3 protein-coding genes are annotated in these 4,516 nt (G+C 64.6%); 1 reads left to right on the top strand and 2 read right to left on the bottom strand.

Going from position 1 to position 4,516, the window contains the following annotated elements:
• On the bottom strand, nucleotides 1–999 hold a 999-nt coding region (locus C1A33_RS20730; protein ID WP_101833085.1), incomplete at its 3' end, for a hypothetical protein.
• Complete coding sequence (locus C1A33_RS20725) at nucleotides 996–1,568, bottom strand: RNA polymerase sigma factor (RefSeq protein ID WP_101833084.1); 573 nt, start codon at nucleotides 1,566–1,568, stop codon at nucleotides 996–998. The genes C1A33_RS20730 and C1A33_RS20725, both read right to left, overlap by 4 nt.
• Before the next feature lie 531 nt (nucleotides 1,569–2,099).
• On the opposite strand from C1A33_RS20725, the gene pglX reads away from it, so the two are divergent.
• The coding region (gene pglX, locus C1A33_RS20720) for a BREX-2 system adenine-specific DNA-methyltransferase PglX (protein ID WP_101833083.1) at nucleotides 2,100–4,516 on the top strand (2,417 nt) is incomplete at its 3' end.

Genomic DNA, 4,516 nt, shown 5'->3' with positions numbered 1-4,516 from the left:
GGCGGGCAGCCGCAGGCCGGGCGGCGGGGCCGGGGAATAGACGACCTCGACGGTGAGTGGTGTCCCGTCGTCGGACAGAATCAGGTAGCCGTAGGCCGTGGCGAGGCTTTCCGGTCCGGAGATCTTGACGCCGATGGCATGCCCGTCGCGGCCCGCCCGGTCTCTGACTGGTCCGGCATCGTAGACGCTGGCGGTCTCGGCGAGGACGTCGAACAGCGCCGCGTTCTGGCTGGGGTCGGTGTCTCCTTCTCGTAGCCGGTCCACGACGGCCTCAGCGAGGTAGGTGTCGGTGGGGCTGACGCCGTTGTCGTGGAAGAGTGCCTCAAATGTGGCGCGCAGCCTGGCCGGGTCGGCCGGAAGTGGTTCGCCGGCGGCCGCGGCGGGCACGTCGGTCGTCGGGTGATGTGGGAAATGGGCGGGCTCTGGGCCGCCGACGTCCTGCCCTGCGCGATCGATCTGCTGCACGGACCGCTCTATGTGCTCTGACCCGTCCGGCCGGCGCCAGGCTGCCACCAGATAAGTGACGGCGGTCGTCGTGGATTTCCGCTTGGCGACGGTGACGTCCAGCCCGTAGGTCTGCCGAAGCGTGTATCGCACCGGCCCTACGCCCTGCATGACGGCCGTGCGTTGGTGGGCCGCGGCGGACTGCAGGAGATTGACCGCCGCAGCGTGGTCGCCGGAGACAACGGTCACCAGGGGTTCGGGGAGCAGCGGTGCCGCGGAGGCGGGGCCACTGCCGCCGATCACGGTCACCACGGCGAGGAGCAGCGCCACCATCGTCACCGCCGCCGCGGACGCGACCAGCACATGCGGCCTGCGCCGGCGCCACCGAGGCCATGAGGCGACCCGCAGGGACTGCAGCACCTGCGCCGCGCGCTGCTGTTCGGCCCGGCACGCCGGCCGCGGTGGGGCTGGATCGGTGCCGGCCAGCAGCAGTCGGACGGCCCGCAGATCGTCCTCGACTTCGATGTCGTTGCCGTCAGGGTCGGGGACTGTCATGACGATCTTCCCAGGGCAGGAGAGGACAGGGGGATCTGCGTCGCGCGAGACTCCTCGACGAGCGCCTGCAACCGGCGGCGCGCTCGATGCAGCCGAACTTTCGCCGCCGCGGGGGACACCGACAACGCGGTCGCGAGCCCGGCCGCGTCGAGGCCCTCCCACACCGCGAGCATGAGGACCTCCCGGTCGTCATCCGACAGCCGTTCCAGGACGCGCCTCGCCTGGTCCCGGCGGACGGCTTCGTCGGCAACCGCGTCGACCGTGCCGGCCGGATCAGCCGTCGCAGCCGACCCGGTCATCGCCAGCCGGGCGGTGAGCCGCGTGGTACGCACCTGGGACCGGCGGCGATTGCGGACCACATTGCCCGCGATCGCGTACAGCCAGGGCAGCGCCTCCGCGGCCTCGGCCGGCCGCTTCTCCCACGACCGCCACACGACCAGGAAGGTCTCCGACACCACATCCCACGCGGCATCGTCCTCACCCAACCGACGCCGCGCGAAGCGCAACACCGCGAGGTGATGGTTCTGGAACATCGCCTCGAACGACTTCACCGCGGAACCCGGGGGCACGGAAGATCCTTCCTCAGACGTCCCCCCTACAGGTCCAGTCCACTTCCAGGGTTACAGCCCCTGCGGACCCCACCCGCGACGAACGAGCCCCTCCTCGCCCTGTCTGGCCGAGCGGATGTAGACAGCCGGACGGCCCAAGGATGGCACCCGCCGACAAAGTCCCAGGTCACGGCGCCAATACGGTGTGGCAGTCCGCTACGGCTACCCGACGTGTCGCATCGCCGAACTCAGCCCTGATGCCATATTCTCCGGCCTCGGATTCGAGCGTAGAGAAATTCTCCATCTTCGCGCCGCATTCTCGTGAGGATCTACGCTCTCGTGGCGAGAACTCAAGTCTGCCCCCCTGAGCCCGCGCTGCCCGCCTCACGTAGGACAACCAGAAACGACGAGCCATCAACGCCGACGGCAATCAGGCCGATGCCATCTGGGTGCAATGAAGGTCATATTAGGCTCGTCAGGATGTGCTGTCGTCGGACGCCTGCGGCATGAGTCGTCTGGGCCCGGCGGATCGCTGCGTGGTGGGGGAAATTTGTGATTGATCGGTTGGCGCTGCTGAAGGACACCCAGCGGCAGGTGAAGGCGCTGGAGAAGGACCTGAAAGCGCAGGTCAGCGAGCTTGCCGAGGTTGGGGAACGGCTGCGGGAGGAGTACGACCGGGCGTTCAAGGTCGGCCGGACTGCGGCGACCTGGTCGGCGTGGCTGGGGGAGCGGGTCACCCAGGCGGCGGTCGCCTGGGTGCTGGGGACCGTGTTCGTCCGCTTCTGCGAGGACAACGGACTGATCGGCGACCCGTTCCTGGCCGGCCCGACGACGGTCCGGCTGACCCTCGCGGAGGAGCGGACCGAGGAGTTCTACCGCCGCAACCCCAACAAGACCGCCCGCGACTGGCTCCTGACCGCCTTCGGCGAGATCGCCGCGGTGCCGGTAGGCGCAGCCCTGTTCGACGAGCGTCACAACGCCCTCTTCCAGATACCGCTGTCCCACGACGCCGCCAAGGACCTCATCACCTTCTGGCGCCGCCGCACCGAGACCGGCACGCTGATCCACGACTTCACCGACGACACCTGGGACACCCGCTTCCTCGGCGACCTCTACCAGGACCTCTCCGAGGACATCCGCAAGAAGTACGCCCTCCTCCAAACCCCCGAGTTCGTCGAGGAGTTCATCCTCGACCTCACTCTCACTCCGGCCATCGAGGAATTCGGCTACGACGTCGTCAAGGTCATCGACCCCACCTGCGGCTCCGGCCACTTCCTCCTCGGCGCCTTCCGCCGCCTCCTCTCTGAATGGGAAAAGAACGCCCCCGACCGCGACATCTTCGAGCGTATCAGCCTGGCACTTGACGCGGTCCACGGCGTCGACATCAATCCATACGCGACGGCGATCGCGAGGTTCCGCCTGGTCATCGAGGCACTGCGTGCCTCCGCCCTAGGATCTCTAACCGCCGCTGGCGGCTATATCTTCCCTCTGCATGTAGCCACAGGCGACGCTTTGATCAAACATCGCCAACTCGACCTCTTCGGTGAGGTACAGGATGAGCTCGCCGATTTCTCCTACGCCACCGAGAACCTGGTCGACCACCCCGACATCCTCCAGCAGGGCCGTTACCACGCCGTTGTCGGCAACCCCCCGTATATCACGGTCAAAGACAAGACACTCAATGAGCTGTATCGTGAACTGTACAGTGCTTGTTCGGGAAAATATGCTCTTTCGGTTCCATTTGCCCAGCGTTTTTTTGAGTTGGCAAAACTCGCGGACTCCGAAGGGTCGGCTGCCGGCTTCGTAGGTCAAATTACTGCAAACTCCTTCATGAAGCGTGAGTTTGGCAAGAAGCTGATCGAAGAATTCTACAGAGATCAGGTTGAACTAACGTATGTAATCGACACGTCAGGCGCCTATATACCGGGGCATGGAACTCCAACGATCATCTTGTGCGGTCGCCGTAATGACTCGCGGCGGAAAGATCTTGTCCGCACCGTGCTTGGGATTCGCGGCGAGCCTTCAGTGCCTGAGGATGCAAGCGGCGGCCGAGTCTGGCAAGCGATCTGCGCACAGCTTGACAGGCCGGGTTCCGATAGCGACTGGGTAAGTGTCGTCGATTTGAACCGCGAGTATTTTTCCCGTCCGCCTTGGAGTCTGGGTGGAGGCGGTGCAGTCGATTTGCAGAAGATTATTGAATCCTCCTCCGGTCTCCGCCTTCGGTCGGCCATAGCATCGGCGGGTATCACAGCTGTTACCGGCGAAGACGATCTTTACATATTGCCTCGCGGGCATGCCGCTCGACGGCTACGAATTGAGAATACCAGACCATTGGTGTCCGGCGTCTCAATTCGCGACTACGCGCTCGCCGACCTGGATGACTCGATCTGGCCATACCGCGACGACTTCACCCCCAGTGGTCTCGATGAGATTGGCGGGATCTCCACCCTTCTCTCTATGTATCGAGCCGCGATTTCTGGTAGGAAGCGCTTCGGTGTCCCTATGCTTTTGAAGGGGATGCGGTGGTATGAGTGGCAGGAGATATATCCCGAGAAGCTTAAAGTCCCGCATTCTATTTGCTTTGCTTTTGTTGCAACGCATAATTACTTTGTGCTTGATGGCGGCGGAAAAGTGTTCAAGCAGTCCGCTCCGGTGATCAAGTTTCCGGCCGGGGCGTCGGAGGGGGATTATCTGCGATTTTTGGGGGTGTTGAATAGTTCGACGGCGTGCTTCTGGCTCAAGCAGGTCAGTCACGACAAGGGTATCCGCGGTGAAGGTGGCGGGTTCACTAGCGATGACTGGGAGCGATTCTACGAGTTCACGGGGACCAAGCTGCAGGAGTTTCCGCTGCCGGGGGAGTTCCCCTTGGATCTGGCGCGGGAGTTGGATGGGTTGGGGCAGCGCGTGATCGCGGTGGGGCCGGCGGCGGTGGCTGCGAAGGGGGTGCCGACGCGGGGGCGGTTGGAGGT

Origin of the sequence: Frankia canadensis (genome assembly GCF_900197875.1) — a bacterium.
GTDB classification, from domain to species: Bacteria; Actinomycetota; Actinomycetes; order Frankiales; family Frankiaceae; genus Frankia; species Frankia canadensis.
The sequence above is the reverse complement of the archived record's forward strand: the minus strand, read 5'-3'. Positions and strand labels throughout refer to the sequence as shown.